Origin of the sequence: Euzebya sp. (assembly GCF_964222135.1) — a bacterium.
Lineage (GTDB): Bacteria > Actinomycetota > Nitriliruptoria > Euzebyales > Euzebyaceae > Euzebya.
Map to the genome: position 1 here is coordinate 16,138 of NZ_CAXQBR010000064.1, position 24,964 is coordinate 41,101.

Annotated in this window: 29 protein-coding genes; 19 read left to right on the forward strand and 10 right to left on the reverse strand. The window is 74.3% G+C overall.

What is annotated here, in order from left to right; genetic code table 11:
* The first annotated feature begins 6 nt into the window (after window positions 1-6).
* The 8 genes from ACEQ2X_RS13290 (at window position 7) to ACEQ2X_RS13325 (ending at window position 6,159) form a co-directional block, all read left to right on the forward strand.
* Window positions 7-963, forward strand: a complete 957-nt coding sequence (locus tag ACEQ2X_RS13290; protein ID WP_370326298.1) for a cell wall-binding repeat-containing protein — start codon at window positions 7-9, stop codon at window positions 961-963.
* 66 nt (window positions 964-1,029) lie between these two features.
* Window positions 1,030-2,130, forward strand: coding sequence for a quinone-dependent dihydroorotate dehydrogenase (locus ACEQ2X_RS13295; protein ID WP_370326299.1), 1,101 nt, complete (start codon window positions 1,030-1,032; stop codon window positions 2,128-2,130).
* A gap of 91 nt (window positions 2,131-2,221) precedes the next feature.
* Window positions 2,222-2,851 (forward strand): cell wall-binding repeat-containing protein, encoded by a 630-nt coding sequence (locus tag ACEQ2X_RS13300; RefSeq protein ID WP_370326300.1) that lies wholly within the window; start codon window positions 2,222-2,224, stop codon window positions 2,849-2,851.
* Between the two features lie 152 nt (window positions 2,852-3,003).
* Window positions 3,004-3,981 carry a hypothetical protein gene (locus ACEQ2X_RS13305; RefSeq protein ID WP_370326301.1) on the forward strand — a complete coding sequence of 326 codons (978 nt, stop codon included), beginning with the start codon at window positions 3,004-3,006 and terminating at the stop codon, window positions 3,979-3,981.
* A 60-nt stretch (window positions 3,982-4,041) separates the two neighbouring features.
* Window positions 4,042-4,740, forward strand: a complete 699-nt coding sequence (locus ACEQ2X_RS13310; protein ID WP_370326302.1) for an AzlC family ABC transporter permease — start codon at window positions 4,042-4,044, stop codon at window positions 4,738-4,740.
* Window positions 4,737-5,042, forward strand: a complete 306-nt coding sequence (locus ACEQ2X_RS13315; RefSeq protein WP_370326303.1) for an AzlD domain-containing protein — start codon at window positions 4,737-4,739, stop codon at window positions 5,040-5,042. The genes ACEQ2X_RS13310 and ACEQ2X_RS13315 overlap by 4 nt, the downstream gene beginning before the upstream one ends.
* 58 nt (window positions 5,043-5,100) lie before the next feature.
* Window positions 5,101-5,598: a hypothetical protein gene (locus ACEQ2X_RS13320; protein WP_370326304.1), complete on the forward strand. Its 498-nt coding sequence runs from the start codon at window positions 5,101-5,103 to the stop codon at window positions 5,596-5,598.
* Window positions 5,599-5,679: 81 nt separating this feature from the next.
* The gene (locus tag ACEQ2X_RS13325) at window positions 5,680-6,159 is read left to right on the forward strand and encodes a hypothetical protein (protein WP_370326305.1); all 480 of its coding nucleotides are present in this window, start codon (window positions 5,680-5,682) and stop codon (window positions 6,157-6,159) included.
* Window positions 6,160-6,188: 29 nt separating this feature from the next.
* Here the strand turns inward: ACEQ2X_RS13325 and ACEQ2X_RS13330 are convergent, their stop codons facing one another.
* Window positions 6,189-6,512: a hypothetical protein gene (locus ACEQ2X_RS13330; protein ID WP_370326306.1), complete on the reverse strand. Its 324-nt coding sequence runs from the start codon at window positions 6,510-6,512 to the stop codon at window positions 6,189-6,191.
* Window positions 6,509-7,903 carry a M20/M25/M40 family metallo-hydrolase gene (locus ACEQ2X_RS13335; protein ID WP_370326307.1) on the reverse strand — a complete coding sequence of 465 codons (1,395 nt, stop codon included), beginning with the start codon at window positions 7,901-7,903 and terminating at the stop codon, window positions 6,509-6,511. Before ACEQ2X_RS13335 ends, ACEQ2X_RS13330 begins: the two co-directional genes overlap by 4 nt.
* A 76-nt stretch (window positions 7,904-7,979) precedes the next feature.
* Here ACEQ2X_RS13335 and ACEQ2X_RS13340 point away from each other — a divergent pair, with 76 nt between their 5' ends.
* The 9 genes from ACEQ2X_RS13340 (at window position 7,980) to aat (ending at window position 15,562) form a co-directional block, all read left to right on the forward strand.
* The gene (locus ACEQ2X_RS13340) at window positions 7,980-8,423 is read left to right on the forward strand and encodes an acyl-CoA thioesterase (protein WP_370326308.1); all 444 of its coding nucleotides are present in this window, start codon (window positions 7,980-7,982) and stop codon (window positions 8,421-8,423) included.
* 135 nt (window positions 8,424-8,558) lie between these two features.
* Entirely contained in the window at window positions 8,559-9,146 is a 588-nt protein-coding gene (locus ACEQ2X_RS13345) for a thymidine kinase (RefSeq protein WP_370326309.1), read from the forward strand.
* 220 nt (window positions 9,147-9,366) lie between these two features.
* On the forward strand, window positions 9,367-9,723 hold the full coding sequence (locus ACEQ2X_RS13350) for a hypothetical protein (RefSeq protein WP_370326310.1): 357 nt from the start codon (window positions 9,367-9,369) through the stop codon (window positions 9,721-9,723).
* A gap of 34 nt (window positions 9,724-9,757) precedes the next feature.
* On the forward strand, window positions 9,758-10,771 hold the full coding sequence (locus tag ACEQ2X_RS13355; RefSeq protein WP_370326311.1) for a beta-ketoacyl-ACP synthase III: 1,014 nt from the start codon (window positions 9,758-9,760) through the stop codon (window positions 10,769-10,771).
* 103 nt (window positions 10,772-10,874) lie between these two features.
* On the forward strand, window positions 10,875-11,111 hold the full coding sequence (locus ACEQ2X_RS13360; RefSeq protein WP_370326312.1) for an acyl carrier protein: 237 nt from the start codon (window positions 10,875-10,877) through the stop codon (window positions 11,109-11,111).
* Window positions 11,104-12,333 (forward strand): beta-ketoacyl synthase, encoded by a 1,230-nt coding sequence (locus ACEQ2X_RS13365; protein WP_370326313.1) that lies wholly within the window; start codon window positions 11,104-11,106, stop codon window positions 12,331-12,333. Before ACEQ2X_RS13360 ends, ACEQ2X_RS13365 begins: the two co-directional genes overlap by 8 nt.
* Window positions 12,334-12,370: 37 nt before the next feature.
* Window positions 12,371-13,816: an acyl-CoA carboxylase subunit beta gene (locus tag ACEQ2X_RS13370; RefSeq protein WP_370326314.1), complete on the forward strand. Its 1,446-nt coding sequence runs from the start codon at window positions 12,371-12,373 to the stop codon at window positions 13,814-13,816.
* A gap of 11 nt (window positions 13,817-13,827) precedes the next feature.
* On the forward strand, window positions 13,828-14,616 hold the full coding sequence (fabI, locus tag ACEQ2X_RS13375; RefSeq protein WP_370326330.1) for an enoyl-ACP reductase FabI: 789 nt from the start codon (window positions 13,828-13,830) through the stop codon (window positions 14,614-14,616).
* Between the two features lie 310 nt (window positions 14,617-14,926).
* On the forward strand, window positions 14,927-15,562 hold the full coding sequence (gene aat, locus ACEQ2X_RS13380) for a leucyl/phenylalanyl-tRNA--protein transferase (RefSeq protein WP_370326315.1): 636 nt from the start codon (window positions 14,927-14,929) through the stop codon (window positions 15,560-15,562).
* Between the two features lie 16 nt (window positions 15,563-15,578).
* On the opposite strand, the gene ACEQ2X_RS13385 is transcribed toward aat, so the two are convergent.
* The 5 genes from ACEQ2X_RS13385 to ACEQ2X_RS13405 all read right to left on the reverse strand — a co-directional run bounded on the left by ACEQ2X_RS13385 (window position 15,579) and on the right by ACEQ2X_RS13405 (window position 22,411).
* Window positions 15,579-16,226, reverse strand: coding sequence for a DUF4870 domain-containing protein (locus ACEQ2X_RS13385; RefSeq protein WP_370326316.1), 648 nt, complete (start codon window positions 16,224-16,226; stop codon window positions 15,579-15,581).
* A 100-nt stretch (window positions 16,227-16,326) separates the two neighbouring features.
* Window positions 16,327-17,679 (reverse strand): MXAN_6640 family putative metalloprotease, encoded by a 1,353-nt coding sequence (locus tag ACEQ2X_RS13390; protein ID WP_370326317.1) that lies wholly within the window; start codon window positions 17,677-17,679, stop codon window positions 16,327-16,329.
* A 44-nt stretch (window positions 17,680-17,723) separates the two neighbouring features.
* Window positions 17,724-19,217 (reverse strand): flavin-containing monooxygenase, encoded by a 1,494-nt coding sequence (locus tag ACEQ2X_RS13395; protein ID WP_370326318.1) that lies wholly within the window; start codon window positions 19,215-19,217, stop codon window positions 17,724-17,726.
* A 19-nt stretch (window positions 19,218-19,236) separates the two neighbouring features.
* Entirely contained in the window at window positions 19,237-20,772 is a 1,536-nt protein-coding gene (locus ACEQ2X_RS13400) for an amidohydrolase (RefSeq protein ID WP_370326319.1), read from the reverse strand.
* A gap of 19 nt (window positions 20,773-20,791) precedes the next feature.
* Window positions 20,792-22,411: a peptide chain release factor 3 gene (locus ACEQ2X_RS13405; protein WP_370326320.1), complete on the reverse strand. Its 1,620-nt coding sequence runs from the start codon at window positions 22,409-22,411 to the stop codon at window positions 20,792-20,794.
* A gap of 116 nt (window positions 22,412-22,527) precedes the next feature.
* Between ACEQ2X_RS13405 and ACEQ2X_RS13410 the strand changes: the two genes are divergently transcribed.
* A complete protein-coding gene (locus ACEQ2X_RS13410; RefSeq protein ID WP_370326321.1) occupies window positions 22,528-23,118 on the forward strand; it encodes a hypothetical protein in 591 nt (196 codons plus the stop codon).
* On the opposite strand, the gene ACEQ2X_RS13415 is transcribed toward ACEQ2X_RS13410, so the two are convergent.
* Both ACEQ2X_RS13415 and ACEQ2X_RS13420 read right to left on the reverse strand, forming a co-directional pair.
* Window positions 23,115-23,573, reverse strand: a complete 459-nt coding sequence (locus tag ACEQ2X_RS13415) for an SRPBCC domain-containing protein (RefSeq protein ID WP_372530564.1) — start codon at window positions 23,571-23,573, stop codon at window positions 23,115-23,117. The two genes, ACEQ2X_RS13410 and ACEQ2X_RS13415, sit on opposite strands and share 4 nt — an antisense overlap.
* On the reverse strand, window positions 23,560-23,910 hold the full coding sequence (locus tag ACEQ2X_RS13420; RefSeq protein WP_370326323.1) for an ArsR/SmtB family transcription factor: 351 nt from the start codon (window positions 23,908-23,910) through the stop codon (window positions 23,560-23,562). The genes ACEQ2X_RS13415 and ACEQ2X_RS13420 overlap by 14 nt, the downstream gene beginning before the upstream one ends.
* Before the next feature lie 86 nt (window positions 23,911-23,996).
* On the opposite strand from ACEQ2X_RS13420, the gene ACEQ2X_RS13425 reads away from it, so the two are divergent.
* A complete protein-coding gene (locus ACEQ2X_RS13425; RefSeq protein ID WP_370326324.1) occupies window positions 23,997-24,425 on the forward strand; it encodes an SRPBCC family protein in 429 nt (142 codons plus the stop codon).
* Window positions 24,426-24,435: 10 nt separating this feature from the next.
* Here ACEQ2X_RS13425 and ACEQ2X_RS13430 read toward each other — a convergent pair whose 3' ends face one another.
* Complete coding sequence (locus tag ACEQ2X_RS13430; protein WP_370326325.1) at window positions 24,436-24,933, reverse strand: pyridoxamine 5'-phosphate oxidase family protein; 498 nt, start codon at window positions 24,931-24,933, stop codon at window positions 24,436-24,438.
* Between the last annotated feature and the right edge of the window lie 31 nt (window positions 24,934-24,964).

The window sequence follows — 24,964 nt, forward strand, 5'->3', positions numbered from 1 at the left end:
GGTCCCGTGCCCCGTCCCCACCCCTCCGCCCGCGGGATCGCCGCCCTCGCGCTGGTCATCCTGCTCTTGGCCGTGACCGGCACCGCGGTCGCCCGGACCCGCCAGGGCGGGACCGATCGCATCGCCTTCCTCGCCCGCGCCGACAACCCGGTCGACGCCCTGGCCGCGTCGGCCGTCGCGGGCCAGCTCGGGGGGATCGTCCTGCTGACCGACCAGGCCACCCTGTCGGCAGAGGCCGCTGAGGGCCTGGCCGCCTTCAACCCGGACGTGGTCGTGCTGGCGGGCGGCACCGCTGCGCTCAGCCCGTCAGTGGCGACCGCGGTGGGGGAGCTGGGCTACGCGACCGAGCGGGCGGCCGGCGACTCCCGGCTGGCCACCGCCCGCGAGCTGGCCGCCATCCTCGCCGATCGCCCCGCCGCCTTCCTGCCCCGCGCCGGCACGGCGGTCGCCGCGGAGGAGGCGGCCCACGCCGCCACCGCCGACACCGCGACCACCGCCGACACCGCGGCGCGCGCCCAGGACGCGGACGCCCTGGACGGGTACGCCGCCGGTGACCTCGTGCGCCTCGCGCACTCGAGCGCCACCGCGCAGGTGCCCATCGGGGCCGGCATCCTCGACTTCGAACCGATCCTGTCCACCACCATCGTCGTCCCGACCGCGGGGTGGCTGGCCGTCGACGGGACCGCGGTCGTGAGCGGGACCGTCACCGGGGTGCGGGTGGTCGGCTGCCAGCTCGTCCTGGACGGGGTCGTCGTGACCGGATCTGGTGTCGCCTCGACGACGGGGGAGCTGCTCGGCGGGCAGACCGGCGGGTGCAGCCCCGGCGGCGCGGTGCAGGTGGCGGCGGGCTCGCACACCGTCGAGCTGCAGGCCACCTCCACACCCGGTGGCCTGCAGGCCGGCTCGCGCAACGTCCGAGCCCTGTTCACGCCCTTCGGCCCGGACGGGTCGCCCGACGGCTGACGTCCCACCCGGCAGCCGAGCCCCCGACCGGCGGCCGCCCGGCGACGACCGGCATACTGCGCCCCCGTGCTCTACCGCCCCCTCTTCGACCACGTCCTCACGCGCCTCGACGCCGAGGTGGTGCACACCTGGACGGTTCGCGCCCTCGCGCTCCTGGAGCGCTTCCCCGCCGCGCTGGCCCTCGTCAGAGCCGTCGTCGGACGTCCCGACCCCTCCCTCGCGGTGCGCGCCATGGGCATCGACTTCCCGGGCCCGCTCGGCCTGGCCGCCGGGTTCGACAAGGACGCCGAGGTCCCCGACGCGATGGCCGCGTTCGGCTTCGACTTCGTGGAGGTCGGCACCGTCACCGCCGAACCCCAACCTGGCAACCCCCGCCCGCGCCTGCACCGCCTGCCCCGCGACCGGGCGCTCATCAACCGCATGGGGTTCAACAACCACGGCGCCCACGCCGCAGCCGTCCGCCTCTCCCGGCGCCGTCGCCGCCCCGGGCACGACGCGGTGGTGGGCGCGAACATCGGCAAGAGCAAGGTGACGCCCGCGGACGCGGCCGCGGAGGACTACGCCACCAGCGCCCGCCTGCTCGCCCCCCACGCCGACTACCTGGTCGTGAACGTCAGCTCCCCGAACACCCCCGGGCTCCGCGACCTGCAGGCCGTCGACGCGCTGCGGCCGGTCCTCACCGCCGTGCTGGACGCCCGTGCCGCGTCCGGCGCGTCCCCGCCGGTCCTGGTGAAGATCGCGCCGGATCTGGCGGACGACGACGTCGACGCGGTCGCCGACCTCGCCGTCGAGCTCGGCCTGGACGGCCTGATCGCCACCAACACCACGATCGCCCGGGAGGGGCTGGCCACCGCCCCCGCGGAGGTCGCCGCCGCGGGGGCGGGGGGGTTGTCGGGGGAGCCGCTGCGCGAGCGGTCCCTCCAGCTCCTCGAGCGCCTCCACGCGCGGGTTGGCGACCGCCTGGTCCTCATCTCCGCCGGCGGGGTGGCATCGGCGGACGACGTCTGGGACCGCCTGGCCGCCGGCGCGACGCTCGTGCAGGCCTACACCGGCATGGTCTACGGCGGCCCCGCCTTCGCCGCCCGTGTCCACGCTGGCCTCCGACGTCGCCTCGAGGCCGAGGGCTACGTGTCGATCGGCCAGGTCCGGACGCGATCTCGCGACTGACCTGCCCGGCTCACCAACGGCTCGTCGGACGGGAGCCGGTCGGGGGCCCCGCGATTAGGACGGGTGGACCGCAACAGAAAGGACCCCCCTGATGTCCCGTCCTGCCCGCTCCGCGCTGTCCGGCATCGCGGTCGCCCTGACCGTCGTCGTCGGCTTCGCGCTGTTCGCCAACCCGGCCGTGTCCCAGATCCTCCCGACCGAGTCCCCCGATCCGAGCGAGACGGTCACCGAGACCGAGACCGAGTCCGAGGAGCCGGGCCTGCCCGGGCTGCCGGGCGAGGGTGAGGTCGAGGGCGACCGCCTCGGCGGCGAGACCCGGTTCGAGACCTCCGTCTCCATCAGCCAGGAGGCCTACCCCGACGGCGCCGACGACGTCTTCATCGCCCGCGCCGACGAGTTCCCCGACAGCCTGTCGGCCGGCGCGCTGACCACCGGCCCGATCCTGCTCGTCCCCTCCTGCGACACCATCCCCGACGTCGTGACCGAGGAGATCGCCCGCCTGGCCCCCGACCGCGTCGTCGCCCTGGGTGGCGACACCGCCGTCTGCGCCGACGTGCTCGACGAGGCCGTCGCGGCCGCCGGCGGCGACACCGGCTCGGAGGAGCCGACGGAGTCCGAGACCCCGACCGAGTCCGAGACCCCCACCGAGCCCACCGAGACCGAGACGACCGAGGGGTTCCCCACCGAGGACCCCGTCGACGCTGACGGCGCCAGCAGCTGATCGACTCCACACCGCGGGCCGCCCGGCACCCCCGGGCGGCCCGTCGGCGTGACCGGGGGTTACCGGTCGCCGACCACCGGGCACGACCTGACCGACGACGCCGTGCCTGCCCACCACGCCTGCCCACCACGACAGGAGAACCCGTGAGACCCATGAGGACGACCGCACTGCTGCTCGCCCTGCTGGTGGTGCTCGCCGCCTGCACCGGCGACGACGCCGAGACCGCCGAGGACGTGACCGAGACCCCGGCCACGGAGGCCAGCGAGGCGGTGGCCGACGACGTCACCGAGACCCCGGCCACCGAGACCCCGGCCACCGGATCGACGACGGAGTCCGCCACACCGCCGGCCGAGGAGGGCTCGGAGTCCGTCGCGGAGGGGACGCCGGCTGACCGCCAGGTCCTGCTCGACGCCGCGCAGGCGTCCCTCGAGGCGGACACCGTGACGTCGACCTCGGTCCAGGAGGTGCAGGGCCAGACGTTCACGACCACCGGGACGTTCACGACGACCCCGCCCCTCCGCGGCAACGCGACCGCGACGCTGCCGGGCGCCGACGGGACCGAGCAGTCCTTCGACATGGTGCTCGACGACACCGTCATCTACTACCGGTTCCCGTCGGAGGTCCTGCCCGCGCCGACCGAGTGGGTGTCGGTCGACACCGAGGCCACCCCGATCCCCGGGTTCGAGGCGCTGCAGCAGGGCGCGGACGACCCGGCGGTCCAGTTCGCGTTCCTCAGCGCCGCCGAGGACGTCCGGGAGGTCGGCACCGAGCAGGTCGCCGGCGTCGACACCACCCACTACCGCTACACCGTCGACTTCTCCTCCGGCCTCGAGTCCCTGGAGGGGGAGGCCCGCGAGGCGCTCGAGCAGCTCCAGGCCCAGCTCGGCGACGACACGATCACCGCTGAGGTGTGGATCGACGGCGACGACCGCGTCCGCCAGCAGCGCCAGACCGTCGAGGTGCAGGGCGCCGGCGAGGTGGTGACCACGATCACCTTCGACGACTACGACGCCCCGCTCGACGTCCAGGTCCCCGCAGCGGACCAGGTCACCCCGCTCGAGGAGGTCGTCCAGGGCCTCGGCGGCGGCCCCGCCCCCGCCGGGTCGCCGGAGCCCGCCGCCACCGAGTGACGCCGGTCCGGCCGGTGGACGCCTGATTGGCCCCACCGGCCACCGCAGACTCCGCGGGTGGTGGAGACGGCCGAGCGCACCGAGGTCCAGCGCCTGCAGCGCCAGGCCGCGTCGATCGCGCTCGCGGTCGCCCCGGTCGGGGTGGCCTTCGGGGCGCTCGCCGCGAGCGCCGGCCTGGCCCTGTGGCAGACCGTCGGCTTCTCCGCCGCGGTCTTCACGGGCAGCGCCCAGTTCGCGGCCGTGAGCGTCCTGGCCGACGGCGGGTCGGCGGCTGCGGCGATCGCCGCCGGGCTGCTGCTGAACGCGCGGTCCCTCGCGTTCGGCGTGACGCTCGCCCCGGACCTGGGCGGTCCGCTGTGGCGCCGCGCCCTCGAGTCCCAGCTCATGATCGACGAGGCGATGGCCGTCGGCACCGCCGGGTCGACGCCGCGGACGCGCCGCATCGGGTACCTGCTCGGCGGGGGAGGGGTGTACCTCACCTGGAACGCCTCGACGGTCCTCGGAGCCGTCGCCCTGCCGGACACCGGCACGCTGGTGACCGACCTCGGGATCGACGCCACGATCCCCGCGGCGTTCCTCGCGCTGCTGTGGCCGCGCCTGCAGGACCCCCACCAGCGGCGGGTGGCGGTCGTCGGCGCCACGATCACCCTCGTCGCCATCCCCCTCACCCCGCCGGGCGTCCCGATCCTGCTGGCCGCCTTCGCCGCCCTGCTGCCCCGTGCCCCGGCTCCCGCCGACCCTGCCGGAGGTCGACCGTGACGGCGACCGTCGTCCTGGTCGGCCTGTTCGCCGGCACGTACGCGCTGAAGGCGGCCGGCCCGGTCCTGCTCGGCGGGCGGGAACTGCCCGCCATGGTCACCCGCCTGGCCGTGCTGCTGCCCGCCGCGCTGCTGGCCGGCCTGACCCTGAGCTCGACGGTGGCCGACGGCCGCGCGCTCACGGTCGACGCGCGACTCGTCGGCCTGCTGGCCGCCGCGGCCGCGCTCCGCCTGCGCGTGCCGTTCATCGGCGTCGTCCTGATCGCCGCCGCGGCGACAGCCGCCGTCCGGGCCCTCACCTGACCGGGGACCCACCCGACCGTACGGTTGCCCGGCCGTCACAGCTGCCGATGGGAGAGGTGTGGACCGACAGACGATCAGCGACCCCGGTGCGGACGCCCAGCCGAGGCGGCTCCGACGCCTGCCCCCGTGGCAACCGGTGGCGCTGCTCGCCATCGGCGCGGTGTTCGGCGCCCTGACGACGCTGACGTGGGACCAACCGGGCTCCACCGACGAGCCGGTCCCCGCCGAGAGCTCGGCGGAGGCCGCGGTGACCACGAGGGTGGTCGAGGGGGTCGTCGGCGCCATCGACGACACCGGCAGCGCGATCCAGCTCTCCGAGCCGGCGGCTGAGTCCGAGATCGGCTACGGCATCGTCGGGGTCCTGTGGCGCGACACCGCCGACGGCGACGGGGACGGGGAGGACGCGCCGTGGCAGCGAGCGGTCGCCGACGACGGCTACCCGACGTGCCTCGACCCCGGGGACGTCGGCCGGGACGTGGCCCTCGGCCTGGTCCGCGAGCCCGGCAGCGAGGACCGGCCCGCATCGGAGGTCGTCGCCTGGCTCGAGTGCCGCTGAGCACCGGCGGGGCATCCGGCTACAGTTCCCCCGGCCCGCCCCGGCGGGTCGGACGTCGACGACAGCAGGGAGCAGCAGACGGTGGCGACCAAGCAGGTCTACGAGGTCGAGATCGACCGCCAGAAGGCTGCCCAGGCGGCCGGCAACTACGACCTCAGCGATCTCCCCGGTGGCCTGGCGGAGCCGGTCGTCGGGGCGCGGATCGGCAAGCAGCCGAAGCAGGACACGATCATCGCCGGCGGCGTCCGCTCGCTCGGCGCGGTCACGAAGCTGTACCCGGGTGCGGCGCTCGCCATCTTCGGCCGTCCGGAATCCCGGTGGGCGATGGCGTACTCCCGGCGCATGGGCGGGGAGGTCACGATGACCGAGCTGCTCAGCTACGCCCGCCAGCTGATCGGCATGACCCCTGACGGCCAGCTCGTCGTGTGCCTCTGCGGCCACGCCGGCCAGGGCGACTGCATCCCCCTGTGGGCACCCCGCGACGAGGTCAGCCTGACCGTGCAGCCGAACGACCTGGTGCTGCGGTTCGAGGACGTCGTCCCCGCAGGGGACGCGGTGTGATCGTCCCGGCCGAGGAGTAGGCCGGCGGGTCAGCGGAGGGCCGCCAGCTCCTCCTCGCACTCGGTGACGAACGCCTCCTGGGCGCTGATCCGCTCGGGGATCCGGTCCCGCTCGCCGAGGACGATCGCGCGGCGCCGGCCGACCGCCTCCACCAGGGGCTTGGCGGTCGAGTCGACCAACTTGCGGAACTTCTCGGGCACGACCTCAGGGGCGTCGTCGACGGTGCGGGCGAAGGTGGCGAGCCGGGCGAGCTCCTCGTCGAGGAACTCCGCGTAGCGGCGCAGGTGGTCGAGCTCCTCGCGCGCGCGGAGGAGCGTGAAGTACGCGGCCTCGTACTCGGACTTCCGGGTCATCTGCCGGCGATCTTCCCCAACAGGTGCGCGACGGAACGGCGGGCGGCGTGCCAGTCGGCCAGGTGCAGCGACTCATCGATCCCGTGTGCCCGCGAATCCGGGTCCTCGACCCCGACCAGCAGCATGGTCGCGTCGGGGTGGCGTGACTGGAGGGGCTCGAGCAGCGGGATCGACCCGCCGCACCCCATGAGGACCGGGTCGGTGCCGTACCCCTCGGCCAGCGCGTCGAGCATCGCCCGGGCGGCCGGGTGGTCGACGTCGGCCTCGTAGGGCTCGCCGGCCGCGCCGGGGGTCGCGCTGACCCGCAGCCCGAGCGGCGACTGGGCCTCGAGGTGGCGCACCAGCGCGTCGCGGACCGCGCGGGCGTCCTGACCCGGTCCGACCCGCAGGCCCAGCTTGGCGCGCGCCCGGGGTTGGATGCTGTTGCTCGCCGTGGCGGTCGTCGGGGCGTCGATGCCGAGGACGGTCAGGCTTGGCTCCATCCAGATCCGCTGGAGGGGCGGCAGGTGCGGGTCACCGCCGAGCGGCACGCCGTCGAGCAGGCCCGACTCGTCCCTGAAACGGCGCTCGTCGAAGTCGAGCGCCGCCAGCCGCTCGGCCTCGAGGGGCCGCGGTGGCCGCAACCCCTCCCGCAGGGCCGGGATCGTCACCGCGCCGTGGGAGTCGGTGAGGTCGGCGAGCAGCTTGGCCAGCGCGGTGAGGGGGTCGGGGACCGGCCCGCCGTACATCCCGCTGTGGACGGCGTGGCCGGCGGACTCGACGGTCACGGTGACGTCGACCATGCCGCGCAGCAGGTAGGTGAGGGACGGGGTGCCGACGCGCCAGTTGACCAGGTCGGCCACGACCACGGCATCCGCGGCGAGCAGGTCGCCGTGGTCGGCGAGGAACGCGTCCAGGTGCGGGGAGCCGAGCTCCTCCTCGCCCTCGATGATGACCTTCACGTTGACCGGCGGGGCGCCGGCGGCCTCGACCCACGCCGCCACCGCGGAGGCGTGGGCCACCACCCCGGCCTTGTCGTCGGCGCACCCGCGGCCGTAGAGCCGCCCGTCCCGCTCGGTGGGCTCGAAGGGGGGAGAGGTCCACTCCTCCTCGGGACCTGCGGGCTGCACGTCGTGGTGGGCGTACAGCAGGACCGTCGGCGCACCGGCACCAGCGTCGGTCCGCTCGCCGTACACCGCCGGCGGCGAGCCGTCCGCGGCGAGCTGTCGGACGCCGTGGAGGCCGGCGCGCTCGAGCAGGGCGGCGACCGCGTCGGCGGACGCCGCGACCGGCGCGGGGTCGTAGCCCGGGAACGCGACCGACGGGATGCGGCACAGGGCCTCGAGGTCGCGGCGGGCCGCGTCCTGGCCGGCGTCGACGGCGGCGATGACGGAGTCGGTGGGGACAGGCATGGCGGCCGATCCTAGTGGCCGATCCTGGTGCCGGGGTGGCGGTCGCTCGACCGTGCCCGTGCTCTAATCCCGCCCCATGGACACCACCCGAACCCCCGCCGGCGAGGCCCCGTTCACCTACCCCGTCGAGGTCCGCTACATGGAGGTGGACCAGCAGGGCGTCGTGTTCAACGGCTGGTACCTCACATGGTTCGACCAGGCGATGATGCACTTCCTCGCCCACCGCGGGCTCGCGTACGAGTCGATGATGGCCCGCGGCTACGACGTCCAGCTCATCCACAACCAGACGACCTGGCGCCAGGCCGTCCGCTGGCTCGAACCCGTCGAGGTCGCCGTCGCCGCGTCGCGGTTCGGCACGACGTCCTTCGACCTCGACTTCAGCGTCCGGGTGGGGTCCGAGGAGCGCGTGACCGGCCGGACCACGTACGTCGTCGTCGCCACCGACGGGTCCGGCAAGCGGCCGATCCCCGCCTTCCTGCGCGAGGCGCTCGCGCCCCTCACCCCGTTGATCGGCGGCTGAGCACCCGCACGATCGACCGTGTCGCCTCCACGGCGACGGCGGGTCGACGTGCGAGCATCGGATCGGCCGCGGACCGCGGCCGCAGCCGAGCAGGGAAGGGTCGTCGTGGCCTCGTTGACGTTCTCGTACTCACCGATGGGTGGGGGCAAGAGCCTCGCCGCGCTCGTGCGCCACCACCACGTCGGCGCGCGGGGGCTCAACGGCATGCTGATCGTGATGCAGCCGCGGGAGTCCGGCGTGGTCGCCTCCCGCCTCGGCGTCTCCGCGCCGGCCGACGTCATCGACGACCAGACGGACCTGTGGGACATGATCTCCCGTGCGGTCGCCGAGGACGGGGTCCGCCACGTCGTGGCGGACGAGGCCCACTTCTTCACCCCGACCCAGATCGAGCAGCTGGCCCGCGTGGCCGACGACCTCGACGTGGTCGTGGAGGCCTTCGGCCTGCTGACCGACTTCCGGACCCGGCTGTTCCCCGCGTCGGCCCGCCTGGTGGAGCTGGCGGACCGGCTGGTCGCGCTGCCCACCGGGCCCCTGTGCGCCTGCGGGGAGTTCGCCACGCTGAACGCCCGGCTGATCGACGGGGTGATGGTGACCGACGGCGACCAGGTCATGGTGGGGGACGTGACCGGCGACCGGGTGCGCTACGAGCCGGTCTGCCGCGCCTGCCACGTGGCCGTCCACTCGAGCGGCGTCCGCGACCGCGGCATCGAGCTCCCCGGGTAGCTCGTCGGAGGGGGAGGGGGGACCGGTCGCCCGGCCGGCCACGTTGCCGCGGGTAACAGGGCTGAGGACACGTGGTCTTTACCGTCCGGTTGCACACCGGAGGCGGTTCGTGCCCCATGGTCTGAGGTGCCTGGCCGATCGGTCGGGAACCGCAAGTTGACATTGACGTCAATGTCAATGAATGTGGGAGACCAGCACCACACATGGAGGGCACCCACGCATGTTCGACGTCGTCACCGACATCCCGCAGGACGACCAGATCGACCTCTTCGTCGGCACGGTCGCCGACCGCATGTCGATCGCCGTCGCCCCGTCGACCGGGCGCTTCGCGCCGGCCGTCGAGGTCCCCGCGACCGTCAACCCCGGCGACCTGATCGGGCACATCACGGGCGGCAACGGCCGTGCGGACGCGGTCGTCGCACCGGTCGGCGCCACGCTGAAGGAGCTGCTGGCCCGCCCGGGTCAGCTGGTCGGGCTCGGCCAGGGACTCGCCTACCTCGAACGCGTCGCGCCGACGGGGCTCGAGGGCGCCACGGTCGACCTGACCGACCAGGACACCGCGGACGCCGTCCGCTGAGCCCCGCCTCGACGCCCCGCAGAGGCGAGCGCACATGACCGGCGTGCCGGCCATGGTCCTGACCGGTGTGGGGGCCCACCTCCCGGCCCAGGTGGTCACCAACGACGACCTGTCCGAGGTGATGGACACCTCTGACGAGTGGATCCGGACCCGCACGGGGATCCGCGAGCGCCGGCGCGCCGCGCCCGGTGAGACCTCCCTCCACCTGGCGGTCGAGGCCAGCCGCGAGGCCCTCAAGGCGACCGCGGACGGCGCCACCGACGTCGACGCGGTCGTGCTGGCCACGATGACCCCGGATCGCCGCTGCCCGGCGACCGCGCCCGACGTCGCCGCGGCCCTCGGCCTCGGCCGGGTCGCCGCCTTCGACGTGGCCGCCATCTGCAGCGGCTTCGTGTACGCGGCCGCGACCGCACAGGGCCTGATCGCGGCCGGGACGGCCCGCCGGGTGCTGGTCATCGGCACCGAGGTGATGAGCGAGGTCCTGTACCCGACCGACCGCAACACCGCGGTGATCTTCGGCGACGGCGCCGGCGCCGTCGGGGTCCGCGCCGGGCCGCCCGACGAGCCCGGGGCCTTCGGTCCCTTCGACCTCGGCGCCGACGGCGAGGACAGCGACCTGATCCGGGTCGACGGCGGTGCGGGCCGCGCACCCCTCACCCCCGGCCGACCGGTGACCCGCGACGACTACCTCGTGATGGACGGCCGCGCGGTGTACCGCCGCGCCATCCCCACGATGGCCGCCTCCAGCCGTGCCGCCCTCGCGCGCCGCGGCTGGGCCGTGGACGACGTCGACGCGGTCATCGGCCACCAGGCGAACGTCCGGATCCTCGACGGCCTCTGCCACGAGCTCGGCGTCGACACGGCCCGCAGCGTCGTGAACATCGACGCCGTCGGCAACACCTCTGCGGCCTCCATCCCCATCGCGATGGCCCACGCCCACGAGCGCGGCGCCGTCGCCGCAGGGGACAAGGTCCTGCTGACCGCCTTCGGCGGCGGCCTGACGTGGGGGTCGACGACGCTCACCTGGCCCGACCTGCCGATCGCCTGAGCACACCGCCCACCACCCAACCCGCCACACCACCGGCACCGGACGGTGCCACCCCGCGCGGCCGACCGGCCGCGCCGCACCGCGACACCCACAGGAGAGACCCATGACCGTGTACGACAAGATCGTGTCGATGCTCGACGACAAGTTCGGCATCGCCCCCGACGAGATCAGCCGCGAGGCGACCTTCGAGGCGCTCGACCTCGACTCCCTCGACCTGGTGGAGTTCTCGATGGCCGCCGAGGACGAGCTCGGCGTGAAGATCAGCGACGACGAGGCCGCCGAGCTGAAGACCGTCGGCGACGCCGTCACGCTGCTCGAGTCCAAGGGCGCCAGTGTCTGAGCGCACCACACCTGACGTCGCGGTCACCGGCATCGGCCTGGTGACCCCGGGTGGCGTGGGCCGGGAGGCGTCCTGGGACGCCGTCCTGCGCGGGGAGGGGACGGCCGCAACCGACCCCGCCCTCGAGGGCCTCGACGTCACCATGTCCTGCCGGATCCCCGACTTCGACGGCACCGAGCACCTCGGCCGCCGCGCGCGGAAGCTCGACCGCTTCGTGCAGCTCACGCTCGTCGCCGCCGCCGAGGCCATCGCCGACGCCGAACTCGACGCCGACACCTGGGACGGCGCCCGCGTCGGCGTGGTCATCGGCTGCGGCATGGGCGGCGCCCCGACCTGGGAGGAGCAGCACTCCGTCCTGCTCGAGCGCGGCCACAGCCGCGTGTCGCCGCACCTCATCCCCCGGATGATCCCGAACATGGCGGCGGGCCACGTCGCGATGGCGTTCAGCGCCCACGGGCCCAACCTGGCCACGGCCACCGCGTGCGCGTCGGGTGCGACGGCCATCGGGACCGCCCTCGACATGCTGCGGCTCGGCCGCTGCGACATCGTCATCGCCGGCGGGACCGAGGCCGGCATCACGCCGCTGTCGGTCGCCGGCTTCGCCAACATGACCGCCCTGTCGAACCGGGTGGACGACCCCGCCCGGGCGTCGCGTCCCTTCGACGTCGACCGCGACGGCTTCGTCATCGCCGAGGCCGCCGGCGTCCTGATCCTCGAGCGGGCCGCCGACGCGAGCGCCCGCGGCGTCCGCCGCTACGCCCGCCTCGCCGGCTACGGCGCCAGCGCCGACGGCCACCACGTGACCGCCCCCGACCCCCAGGGCCAGGGCGGCGAGGCCGCGGTCCGCGCCGCGCTCGCCGACGCGGACCTGTCACCAGCCGACGTCGACCACGTCAACGCCCACGGGACCTCGACACCGCTGAACGACGTCAGCGAGGCCCGGATGATCCGACGCGTGATGCCCCACGGCCCGGCCGTCACCTCCACCAAGGGCGTCACCGGCCACGCGCTCGGCGGCGCCGGCGCGATCGAGGCGGCCTTCAGCGCCCTCGCGATCCACCGGGGCGTCATCCCGCCCACCGCCAACCTGGACAGCCAGGACCCCGAGGTCGAGGTCGACGTCGTCGCCAAGGCCCCCCGCGACGCCGCGGTCGAGGTCGCGATCAGCGACTCCTTCGGCTTCGGCGGCCAGAACGCCGTGCTCGCCCTCACGCAGGCCTGACGGCCCCGCACCCACCACCGACGAGGTCCCCCGACCCATGAGCGCCACCAGCACCACCGCCACCCGGCCCGACGCTCGCGCACGCATCGACGCGGTCGCCGATCCCGGCTCGTTCATCGAGTTCGGCTCGACCGCGCGGCACCAGACGACCGCCTTCGGGCTCGACGCGAAGCGGCCCGACGGCGACGGGGTCGTCACCGGCACCGTGGGCATCGACGGGCGGACCGTCGGGCTGTTCGCCCAGGACCCGACTGCCCTGGGCGGATCGCTCGGCCCCGTCCACGCCCAGAAGATCGCGATGGTGATGGATCGCGCCGCACGCGCCCGGACCCCCGTCATCGGCCTGCTCGACAGCGGCGGGGCACGGATCCAGGAGGGCATCGCCTCCCTCGACGGCTACGGGAAGATCTTCTTCCGCAACGTGCGGGCGTCCGGCCGCATCCCGCAGATCTCGGTCGTGCTGGGGCCGTGCGCCGGCGGTGCGGTGTACTCCCCGGCTCTGACCGACATCGTGATCATGGCCCGCGACCGCGCGCACATGTTCGTCACCGGGCCGCGGGTCGTGAAGGCGGTCACGTTCGAAGACGTCAGCCTGGGCGACCTGGGCGGCGCCGACGTGCACAGCACCACCTCGGGCGTCGCCCACCTGGTCGCCGACGACACCGACGACGCGCTGGCGCTGGCCCGCCAGGTGCTCGGCTACCTGCCGTCCTCGGCGTGGGACGACCTGCCCCTCGCCCCTCCGCGACCGCCGTCCGGCACCGCAGCGGTCCCGGACGACCACCGCCAGCCCTACGACGTGCGCGACGTGATCCGCGGGGTGGTCGACGCCGACTCGGTGCTCGAGCTGTCCGCCGGGCACGCCCGCAACCTGGTGACCGCCTTCGCCCGGATCGACGGCAGCCCCGTCGGCGTCGTCGCCAACCAGCCGTCGGTGCTCGCCGGCTGCCTCGACATCGCCGCCAGCGAGAAGGGCGCCAGGTTCGTGCGGATGTGCGACGCCTTCGGCCTCCCCCTGGTGGTGCTCGTCGACGTCCCGGGGTTCCTGCCCGGCACCGGCCAGGAGTCCTCCGGGATCATCCGCAAGGGCGCCAAGCTGCTCTACGCCTTCGCCGAGGCGACCGTCCCCCGGGTGTCGGTGATCCTGCGGAAGGCCTTCGGCGGCGCGTACATCGTCATGAACTCACGGGAGATCGGCGCCGACGCCGTCTTCAGCTGGCCAGGCGCGGAGATCGCGGTCATGGGGGCCGAGGGCGCCGTCGACGTGCTGCACCGCAAGGCCATCGCCGCCGACCCGAGCAGCCGCGCCCAGCTGGTCGAGGACTACCGCGCCCAGGCGATGCGCCCCGACCGGCCCGCGGAGATCCTCAGCGTCGACGAGATCATCGACCCGGCCGACACCCGGTCGGTGGTCGCCGGCACCCTGGCGGCGCTCCGCGGCGCGATCGAGCCGGGCTTCCGCCACGACAACCTGCCGCAGTGAGCGCCGCGCAGATGCCCGACACCCCCACCGGCCTGCTGGCCGGCAAGCGTCTGCTCGTCACCGGCGTCCTGACCGAGGCCTCGATCGCGTTCGCGACCGCCCGGCTGGCCCAGTCCCAGGGCGCCGAGGTGGTGCTCACCGGCTTCGGCAAGGGCATGCGCCTGACCCAGCGCGTGGCCGGCCGCCTGCCCACCGAGCCGCCGGTGCTCGAGATGGACGCCACCGACGACGACCAGATCGCCGCCGTCGTGGACGACCTCGACGCCCGCTGGGGCGCGCTCGACGGGCTGGTCCACGCCATCGGCTTCGCGCCGGCCAGCGCGATCGGCGGGGACTTCCTCGCCACCCCGTGGGAGGACGTCGCGACCGCCGTGCGCGTCAGCACCTACTCCTTCGCCACCCTCGGCAGGGCGTTCGCCCCGCTGCTCGCGGCGGCGGGCGGCGGCTCCTACGTCGGGTTGGACTTCGACGCGACCGTCGCGTGGCCGTCCTACGACTGGATGGGCGTGGCGAAGGCCGGCCTCGAGAGCGCCTGCCGGTACACCGCCCGGGAGCTCGGCGGCCAGGGCACCCGCGTGAACCTGGTCGCCGCCGGCCCGCTCAAGACGATGGCGGCACGCCAGATCGAGGGGTTCACGTCCTTCGAGGACACCTGGGGCGACCGCGCCCCGCTCGGCTGGGACGTCACCGACGCCGAACCGGTCGGCCGGGTCGTCTGCGGCCTGCTGAGCGACTGGATGCCGGCCGTCACCGGCGAGATCGTCCACTGCGACGGCGGCGTCCACGCGATGGGGGTCTGACAGGACCCTCCACCCCTCCAGACCCTCCACCCCTCCCCCTCTCCCCATGGATGGAATCGACATCCTCGGACGAGCCCGTGGGGGGCACGCCGGGATGGAATGGACACCATCACCGCGATGCGCCGTGGTGTGAGTGGTCGGAGAACACTGCTGAGGGATGGATCAACTCGTGAGGGAGGGTGACGCCACCGGCGTTGTCGAATCCATCCACGGCCCCGGACCGACCACACGGTGGAGATGTCGATTCCATCCGCGAGGACGTGCCGCGACGACCACCCCGCACCCGACCCGCCCCGGCAGGATGGGGTCCGTGCACGCCATCTTCCCGGACCCCCGCACCGCGCCGCCGGACGGTCCCCTCGCGGTCGGGGACGACCTCCGGCCCGCGACGCTGGTCGAGGCCTACCGCCAGGGCATCTTCCCGTGGCCCGACGGGCGCGGATCGATCTGGTGGTGGTCGCCGGACCCCCGCGCGGTGTTCCCCGTCGGCGGGGTGCACCGGTCCAGGTCGTTGCGGCGGCGCATGCGGACCAGCGGGTTCTCGACCACGACCGACACCTCGTTCGAGCAGGTGGTGCGGGGCTGCGCGGTCCGGCCGGGGGAGGGGACGTGGATCACCCAGGCGATGCGGGAGGCCTACGCCGCCCTCCACCGGCTCGGGCACGCCCACAGCGTCGAGGTGTGGGACGGCGACCGCTTGGTGGGCGGCATCTACGGGGTCGCGATCGGCGGGGTGTTCACCGGCGAGTCGATGTTCCACCGGGAGCGCGACGCGTCGAAGATCGCTCTGGCGACCCTCGACGACCACCTGGCCGACCGCGGGTTCGGGTTGCTCGACGCCCAGCTCCACACCGACCACCTGGAGCGGATGGGTGCGGAGCTGTGGCCGCGGTCGGCCTTCCTTGACGTCCTCGCTGGCCTGCGGGACGCGCCGGTGTCCTTCTGAACCCTGGTGCGGCGGGCTACTTCATCGCCCACTGCTCGGCGATCGGCCCGATCACCGGCAGCGTGACCTTGTTGCCGTTGTAGCCCTGGACCGCCAGGTAGATCGACAGCACCAGGAAGCCGAGGCCCACCAGCGGGTACAGGATGGTGAAGAAGAGCAGGGCGAAGATGTCGAGGAAGATCCCGAGGACCCCGCCGAGGATCCCCGCGGCGATGTAGAAGGCCAGGATCACCAGGCCGAGCAGGACCGACTGGGCGCCGTGGAACCGCGACAGCGGGTCCTTGTTGACCAGGTAGATCACCAGGCCGCCGAGCCAGCCGAAGGGGACGTAGGCCAGGATGCCGGCGATCTTCGGGTCGAGGCCGCTGGACGCCTGCGGCTGCTGGCCCCACTGCCCGCCCTGCGCGGGCTGCTGACCCCACTGGCCCGGCTGGCCGGGCTGGCCGGGTTGCCCGGGGGCCTGCGGGGGAGGGGGCTGCTGGCTCCAGCCACCGCCGGGTGGCTGCGGGGGAGGGGGCTGCTGACCCCACTGGCCGGGCGTCTGCGGCGGCGGGGGCTGCTGCCCCCACTGGTCGCCGCCGGACTGGGGCGGGGGCGGCGCGCCCCAGCCCTGCTGGCCGCCGGAGCCGCTGTCGGGCGGGTTGTTCCAACCCTGGTCGCTCATGTGATGGATCCCTCGTGGTCGTCGTGACGGGGCGGACTGTAACGCACGTCTCCGACCTGTGAGCGCTTGGTCGCACCGCGCGTCAGCAGTTCGTCACAGCTCAGCGCTTCACCGGCCGTCCGGGGTCGACGTCGACGCCGACGAGGTACTCCACGTCGTCGAACAGGTAGCGGGGACGGTCGGTGCCCGGCGGCTTGGGCTCCGCCAGCGCGGGGTCCGCGTTCACGACCACGAGCGTGACCGACTCGACGCCGGCCGTCGCCGGCAGGGTCACGCTGGCCTCGCCGTCGAAGAGGGTGTCGTCGACGCTGGTCAGGACCTCGCCGCCGGCGGACGCCACCAGTGCGATGCCACCCGCCACGAACTTGGGTCCGCGCACCGTCACCACCACCTCCTCCCCGTCGGCCTGGACGTCCGCGACGTGCGCCGCGGTGTGGTCCACGACCAGCGTCGTCGTGGTGCCCGAGGCCAACGGCCCGGCGCGGGAGACCGCCGGGTAGGCGGTGGGCTCGCCGGGGAACCCGCCGTCCTCCCACGCGGCCGTGGCCGCGGTGAAGGCGACCAGCTCCCGCTCGAGGAGGCTGCCCCGCGCGGCGAGGGCGGTGGCGTAGCCGCCCATCACGTGGTGGTCCGTCGCGGCGGCGGCCTCCCACGCCTCCCGGACGATCGACGCGCCGAACCGGTCGGCGAGCCACACGTTCCACACGTACGCGCCGTAGGACCGGTCGAACCCGCCGCTGTCGGTGCCGAAGTCGGTCAGCGGCAGGTCGGGGTGGGCCGCGAAGTCGACCAGGTACTGGGTCCGGGCGTCGACGTCCCCGAACGTCGCCCGCTCGAGCCAGACCGCCGTCGCCTCGTACGCCCACGCCTCGCCGTAGTAGGCCATCCCGAACTGGACGAGGTGGCTGAACTCGTGCGCCGCCGTGGAGCGCAGCGCACCCTCGGGATCCGGGGCGAAGCCGACGTAGTCGTTGTCGAGCACCAGGTAGCCGTGCGCGCCGTCGCACTGCCGGCACACCGATTCGAGGTCCGCCGCGGCGTAGCCGTACGCCCCGTCGCCGTGGTCGACGAAGTACACGTCGACGAGGTCGTTGCCGCCGAGCCCGTCGTCCGGCAGGGGTGCGGGCCAGCCCAGCTCGTCGACCTGGACGTCCCACACCTCCTCGAAGACCTCCGCGGCGAGCTTGACGAACTGCGGGGTCGTCGCGTCGTCGGTCTCGGAGGTCCAGTGGAGGCGGAAGTGCGGGGTGTCGATGGCGTGCTGGGCGGATTCGGGCGCGGTGAACGCGTCCTCGCCGGCGGCGTCGGCGTCCGGCCGCGCCTGCACCCGGTCGACCGCGCCCCGGTCGCCGACGGACACCGGCTGCCGTGCCTGAGCACCGGGCGCGGGCACCACGGGGGACCCGCCGCCGGCGAGCGCGACCACCAGTGCGATGACCACCGCGGCGAGCATGTCACCGAGGCTAGCTCGGGGGGCGACCGTCGCGGCCGGCCCCCTCAGCGCACCCCGGTGTCGTAGGCCTCGACGTCGAAGCGGGCCAGGCGGCGCTGGAAGTCGCGGACCGGCCCGGGGTAGATGGTGTCGTTGACGCCGGACTCGTTCAGGTACCACGACCCGCACCCCGACGCCCAGACCAGGTCCTCGTGGCGCCGGGCCATCTCCTCGGCGTACGCCTCGGTCGCGGCGTCGGTGGGCGCCAGCCACGCCGCGGCCCCCGACCGGAGGTACTCGAGGGCGCCCATGACGTAGTCGGCCTGCGCCTCGGCCATGAGCACGACGGAGTTGTGGCCGGTGCCGGTGTTGGGCCCGAGCAGGAAGAAGAGGTTGGGGAACCGGGGGGTGGTGGTGCCCATGTAGGCGGTTCCCGCCTCGGCCCAGTGGTCCTGCAGCTTCACCCCGCCTTGGCCCACGATGTCCATCGGGTACCAGAAGTGGTGCGGGTCGAAGCCGGTCGAGTAGACGAGGACGTCGAGGTCGATGGCGGTGCCGTCACCCAGCACCACGCCGGTCGGGGTGATCTCGGCGATCCCGGTGGTGTCCAGGTCCACGTGGGGCTGGTCGAGGGCGGCGTAGTAGCTGTTCGAGAACATGATCCGCTTGCAGCCCGGGGTCAGCGAGGGGGTGACCGCGCGGCGCAGCTCGGGGTCGCGGATCGACCGCTCGATGTTCTTGGTGCCGAGCGCGATGGCGCGGCGCTGGGCGCGCTCGTCGAGGGCGAGGATCCGGTAGACGACGTGCTCGACGATGAGGTTGACCGTCGTGCGCACCGCCCGCTGGGCGCCCGGCACGGTGCGCAGCAGCCAGCGCTCGGCGGGGGAGAAGGTCCGCTCGACGCGCGGGAGGACCCAGGACGGGGTGCGCTGGAAGACCGTGAGGTGCGCGACCTGGTCGGCGACCGCCGGGACGATCTGGATCGCCGACGCGCCGGTGCCGATGATGCCGACCCGCTTGCCGGTGACATCGACGTCGGGGTCCCACTCCGAGGAGTGGAACGCCGGTCCCTCGAACCGCTCCCGCCCGGGGATCGACGGCAGGACCTGGCGTCGCAGCGGGCCCAGGCCGTTGACGACGACCTCCGCCTCGATCTCCTCGCCGTCCTCGAGGGTGAGGGTCCACGTGGCCGTCGCGTCGTCCCACTCCTGGCGGGACACGCCGGTGCCGAGTCGGGCGTGCCGGCGGAGGTCGTGGCGGGCGACGACGTCGAGGATGTAGTCCTGGATGGCGCCCTGCCCGGAGTAGAACTGCGGCCAGTCGTACTCCTCGTCCCGCAGCGAGTACAGGTGGGAGGGCACGTCACAGGCCGCTCCCGGGTAGGTGTTGTCGCGCCACGTCCCCCCGAACTCGTCCGCCGCGTCGATGATGACGGCGTCGTCGAGGTGGCCCGCGCGCTCGAGGGCGAGCGCCATGGCGATCCCGCTGAACCCGGCACCGACGATGGCGACGCGGACGCGACGGGTCGGGACGGTCGTGGTGGTTGCTGCGCGCATCATGACCTCGAATTGTGCACCATCATTCGATGGCGCGAAGGATGCCCCGGCTGATGACGGCCACGGGTGTCCAGCCGGACGGGTCCTCGACCAGCGGGTCGCCGGGCCAGGCGACGATGTCGGCGCGCTGCCCCGGCGCCAGCGCGCCGACCCGGTCGTCGGCCCGCACCGCGTGGTGGCCGCCGACCGTCGCAGCCCGCAGGGCCGCAAGGCGGTCGATCGACAGCCCACCCGCGTGGCGCTCGGCGGCGAGGACGCCGCCCCAGGGGTCGAGCGGGGTGACGGGGGAGTCCGAGGACAGGCACAGCGCCACGCCGGCGTCGGCGAACCAGGCGAAGGGGTTGGTCCGGTCCGCCGCGCGACGGCCGAAGCGGTGCTCGTACAGGCCGTCGGGGCCGTTCCAGGTCGCGTCGAACGCCGGCTGCACGCTGGCCACCACGCCGAGGTGGGCCATCGCGGCGACCTGGCGGCGGCTGATGACCTCCACGTGCTCGATGCGGTGCCGGGCGGCCCTGACCGCGTCGACCCCGAGGTCATCGGCGACGCGGCCGAGCACGCGGAGCGCCTGGGCGACGGCGCGGTCGCCGATCGCGTGGACGCCGACGCCGATCCCGCGGGCGGTGGCCGCGGTGAACAGGCCGCGCAGGTCGTCGTCGTCGACGAGCAGCTCGCCGTCGCCCGTGCCCCCGTCGTCGGTGCGGTACGGCTGGCTGGTCGCGGCGGTGCACGACCCGATCGACCCGTCGAGGAACAGGTCCCCGCCGGGCAGGAGGACGCCGTCGGGATCCAGGTCGACGTCGCACGGCGGCGCAGCCCAGTACGCGTGGACGGTGAGCGGCCAGGGGCCCGTCGCCCAGGCCACCGCGTCCGCCCGCTCCGACAGCCCCGGGACCCCCATCTCGTGGATCGTGGTGATGCCGACGGCGAGCGCCCGCCCGCACGCCCGTCGGCGGGCCGCGTCCAGCTGCCCCGGCGACAGGCGCGCCGGCACGATCGCCTGCGCCGCGGCGGCCGCGCCCTCCGACAGCAGGCCCGACGGCAGCCCGTCAGGACCGCGGTGCACGTGGCCCTCGTGGCCGCGGAGGTCCAGCCCGGCCAGCGTCCCCGCATCGACCAGGACCGAGTGCCCGTCGACGCGGGTCAGGACGACGGTGCACCCGGGTGCGGCGTCGGCCAGCGCCGCCGCGGTCGGGGGGCCGTCTGCCCAGCCGTGGTCGTCCCACCCCGACCCGTGCACCACCCGGTGGTCGTCGTGGGCGACGTGGGCCCGGACGGCCGCCACCACGTCCGCCGCCGAGCGGGCGCCGCGGAGGTCGACCCCCGTCGCCTGCAGCCCGGTGGCCGTCGCGTGGACGTGCGCGTCCACGAAGCCGGGCAGCAGCCACGCGCCGCCCAGGTCGACCACGTCGGCGTCCGGCGGGGCGTCCTCCGGCGAGCCGGTCCAGGTGATCGTCGACCCCTCGACCGCCACCGCGCGGTGGGTCCGGTCGGCCCCGGCGATCGACACCGCTCCCGCCGCCACGTAGACGGTCCGCCGCGGGGATGGGACGTCCGTCATCGCGCGGCCGCTCGGCGGGTCAGACGACCCGCCGCGCCAACCCGGTGCCGAGCGGCTCGAAGTCGATGTCGGGGTGGTCCCGCTCGGCCTTCTCGAGGGCGACCGGCGAGGCGAAGAGCGCCATGTGCCGTCCGTGGGAGTCGGTCACGACCAACGTCTTGAACTGGCCCCGCAGCGGATCCACGGCGGCGGCGTCGATGCGGCGCGCGATCTCCCAGGCCAGCGGCTCCATCCGGACGGGGCAGCCGAACTCGTGGACGAACCGGTGCTCGGCCACCTCGAACTGGAGCTGCCCGACGCCGGCGAGGATCGGCTCGGTGTCACCGAACTCCGGGCGGCGCAGGACGTGGATCACGCCCTCCTCGTCGAGCTGCACCAGGCCGCGCCGGAACTGCTTGTAGCGCTTGGTGTCGGTGGAGCGCACCGCGGCGAACCGCTCCGGGCTGAACGTGGGGATCGGCGGGAAGCGCACCGCGTCGTCGGCGTAGAGGGTGTCCCCGGGGACGAGGTCCGTGGCGTTCACCAGGCCGACGATGTCGCCGGCGACCGCGACGTCGACGGTGTTGCGGTCCGCGGCGAACAGCTGGTGGGCGTACTTGAGCTGGTAGCTGCGGCCGGTGCGGGCGAGCGTGGCGCTCATCCCGCGCTCGAAGACCCCCGAGTTGACCCGGACGAACGCGACGCGGTCGCGGTGGCGGGGGTTCATGTTCGCCTGCACCTTGAAGACCTGGCCGCTGAAGGGCGCCTCCACGGGTTGGGTGTCGCGGTCCGCAGGCTCGTCGACCACGGCCGGGCCGGGGCTCGGGGCCAGGTCCGCGAACCCCTCGAGCAGGAGCTGGACCCCGAAGTTCTGCAGCGCCGACCCGAAGAACACCGGCGTCTGCTCGCCGGCGAGGAACCGCTTCTCGTCGAGGGACCGCTCCTCGAGGTCGAGGAGCTCGAGCTCCTCCGCGGCCGCCTGCCAGCGATCGGGCGGGCAGCTGCCCGGATCGGCGGTGGCGAAGGGTTCGGTGACGGCGGTGCCGCGGCGCGCCCCCCGCTCGGTGCCGTCGTAGCGGTGCAGCTCACCCGTGCGGCGGTCGACGATGCCGGCGAAGTCGCCGCCGTCGGCGACGGGCCAGGTCAGTGGGACCGGTTCCATGCCGATCTGCGTGGTGATCTCGTCGAGCAGGCCGAGGGGCGGGAGCCCCGGGCGGTCGCACTTGTTGACGAACGTCACGATCGGCAGGCCCCGCTCCGCGCAGACCTTGAACAGCTTGAGCGTCTGCGGCTCGAGGCCCTTCGCGATGTCGAGCACCATGACCGCGGCGTCGGCGGCGCAGAGGGTCCGGTAGGTGTCCTCGGAGAAGTCGGCGTGACCGGGGGTGTCGAGCAGGTTGAAGCGGTGGTCGCCGTAGGCGAAGTGCAGGACGGTCGAGGAGATCGAGATCCCCCGCTCCTGCTCGAGCGCCATCCAGTCGCTGCGCGCGGCCCGAGCGGTCCGGCGGGACTTGACCGCGCCCGCTTCGCCGACCGCCCCGGCGAAGAGGAGGACCTTCTCGGTCAGCGTCGTCTTGCCCGCATCGGGGTGGGAGATGATCGCGAAGGTCCGACGGCGGCGGACCGCGTCGGCGAACGCGGTGGGGGAGAGGGTCTGCACGGCACCACAAGCCTGCCAGCGGCGGCCGTGCACCGCGACGCCGGGTCTGGGGTGTCGGCGATCCGGGTATGGAGCCCCCTCGACACCACCACCCGCCATGCCGGAGGATGCAGGACATGACGCGCACGATCAGCACCGACACGTTGCGGAAGAAGGTCAGCGGCATCACCGACGAGGCCAGCCGGGATGCCGCGGCGGCCGAGGCCAGGCGGCGCTGGGAGGAGATGCGCAGCACCCTCGTCGATCGGGCCGAGGTGCTGAGCGATGCGGCGGAGGACCAGTGGGACCAGGCCCGCCACGCCGCCAGGCCGAAGGTGAAGCGCCTGCGGAAGAAGGCGTCCAAGGCGATCGACGCGGTGGAGGAGACCCTGGATGGCGACCGCCTGCGGGCGGAGGCGGCTGAGGTGTCCGCCCAGCTCCGGCGGAACCTCGCCGGGCTCGGGTTGGACCTGCGCGACGCGGCCAAGACCGAGGCGGACCGCATCATCCGCGCCGTGCAGGACGCCGCGGAGGAGCAGCGGGAGGCCGAGCGCAAGCGCCGCGTCCGCGCGCTGGTCGGCTGGACGCTGTTCGGCATGGCGGCGGGCGCCATCCTCGCCGTGCAGTTCGGGCCCACGCGCGGCGAGGAGGCCGTCGACGCGCCCGAGCTCGGGGACGTCGAGCAGCCGGAGGGGACCGCGGTCGACCAGGATCAGGCCGCGGGCTAGTCCCCTGCGGCAGCCCGGAACGCCGCCGTCACCGCGGTCCAGCCCGCGCGGTTGCGGTCGCGGCGCTGGGCGGCCACGTCGGTCCCGCGCTCGCGGGCCAGGCGGTCCCACCCGGTGTGGACCACCCTGACCCGTGTGCCGTCGGCGATCGGGGTGAAGGTCACCTCGACGTCGGTGGCGTCCGCGGCGTCGAACATGAGGTGCCACGTGAACGCGATGCGGTGGGGCGGGTCCGTGGCCACCACGCGCCCCCAGTCGTGCTCGACGCCGTCGGGGGTCCGCTCGTAGATCCGCCCGCCGGGTCGAGCCTCGACGACGACCTCGGCGTCACCGCCGGCGACCGACTTCCCGGGGGGCCACCAGACGTCCATCCGCTCGGTCCACAGCCGCCAGGCGTGGTCCGGGGAGCACCCGACCTCCACCTCCACCTCGACCGGCGCCTCATGCGGGTCCACGGGCACGCCCCCCTCCGCCAGCCTCGGTGGTGTTGTCCGCGAGCAGCGCGAAGCGGCGCACGGCGTCGCCCCAGGTCTGGCGGAGGTACGCCTCGACCGCCTCGACGCCGGCGTCGTGCAGCCGGTACAGGCGACGGGTCCCCTCGGCGCGGGCCGTGACGAGCCCCGCGTCCCTCAGCACCCGGAGGTGCCGCGAGACCGCGGGACGGCTGATCGGCAGCGCGTCGGCGATCTCCTGGACCGACCCCTCACCGTCCGACAGCAGCCGGAGGATGGTCCGCCGGTGCGCATCCCCGAGCGCCTCGAACGGGTCGCCGGCGAGCGGTTCGGGAGCCATCGACATCATCGTAGCCCATGTGTTACCGTAACAGGTCAGTTACGGATATCCGGGTCGCTCATGTCGTGTGGTTCGAGGAGGCGGTGGTGCGCGAGTACATGGCGGAGACCTGGATCGACGCGCCGCCCGAGGTGGTCTGGGAGGTCCTGTCCGACGGGCCGGGGTACGCCGGGTGGGACAACGGGGTCGTGGAGGTGGAGGGGACGATCGCCGAGTCCGAGCGCATCTCGGTGCGGTCCGAGGTGCAGCCCGGCCGTGCGTTCCGCCTCCGGGTGTCAGACGTCGAGCCCGCGCGCGGCATGACGTGGCAGGACGGCATGCCGCTGGGGTTGTTCAGCGGTCGCCGCCGCTTCGCCCTCGAACCCGAGCGCGGCGGGACGGCGTTCAGCGTCCGGGAGGTCTTCAGCGGCCCGTTGGCCGGCCTGGTCACCCGCTCGATGCCGGACCTGCAGCCGTCCTTCGACACCTTCGCGTCAGGCCTGAAGGCCGAGGCGGAGGGACGGGTGCGCGGCTGACGTCCCGCGTTCAGGCGATCCGGTCGCCGAGCAGGCCAGAGCGCCGGAGCGGCCCGACGCCGGACAGCCGGACGCGGTGCACGTCCACGACCAGCACCGTGCTCGGCCCGGCGCCGTCCAGGGCGAAGGGCGCACGGGCCTCGTCGTCCGCCGCGACGCGTGCCGTCCCCTCCACCCGCAGGGTCCGCTCGTGGGCCGGCGCCATGAACAGGAGCCCGATGCGCGGGTCGTTCATCAGGTTCCCGACGGTCTGGTGGATGCGGCCGCCCTGGTCCGGCAGCCACAGCGTCCGATCGTCGCGGACCAGCGCGACGGTGCCGGGGGCGCCACCCCTCGGCGAGCACGTCAGGCCCCCGGGGTCGGCGGTGGCCACGACCACCAGCGTCGCGGCCCCGATGAAGGCCACGTGGTCCTCGGCGAGGCGGGTCGCGGGCAGCTCGTCGGAGGTCATCGGCCCCGGGCTCTCGTAGAGCGACCGGAGCGCCCCCGGGTCGGCGACGAACTCCACGGGCGGACTCTACGCCACGGCGCGGTGACGT